The sequence below is a fragment of the Methylobacterium nigriterrae genome, from assembly GCF_037106235.1.
GTDB lineage: Bacteria > Pseudomonadota > Alphaproteobacteria > Rhizobiales > Beijerinckiaceae > Methylobacterium > Methylobacterium nigriterrae.
The window spans coordinates 1-312 of sequence record NZ_JBAWTG010000672.1 but is presented as its reverse complement, the minus strand read 5'-3'; the positions used below and the strand labels follow the sequence as shown (position 1 = coordinate 312).

The window sequence follows — 312 nt, the reverse complement described above, 5'->3', positions numbered from 1 at the left end:
CGGAGAAGCAGGCGCTGTTCCAGGCCTCGATGATCGAGCTCGGCGTGCTGGCGGGGCTGATCCTCACGATGGTGTTCGCGATCTTCCTGCTGCACCGCGCGCGCGACGACGGCAAGCCGGCCGGCGATCTCACCTGCCGGGACGACGACGGCTTCTTCGACGGCGTGCTTTCGATTCGCCAACGTCAGCCCATCCGCTATCACGCCCGAAATGAAGGCGGCGACTGGTGGATCACCGTCCCCTATTCCTTCGGGCCGGTGCTCGGGCCGATGGACGATTACTACATCGCGGAAGGTTCGCATCTGAGGCTCT

1 protein-coding gene is annotated in these 312 nt (G+C 64.7%); it reads left to right on the top strand.

Annotation, left to right across the window (positions count from 1 at the left end):
• Positions 1–312, top strand: a 312-nt coding sequence (locus WDW90_RS38675; protein WP_431311221.1) for a hypothetical protein, incomplete at both ends; no start/stop codon positions are given.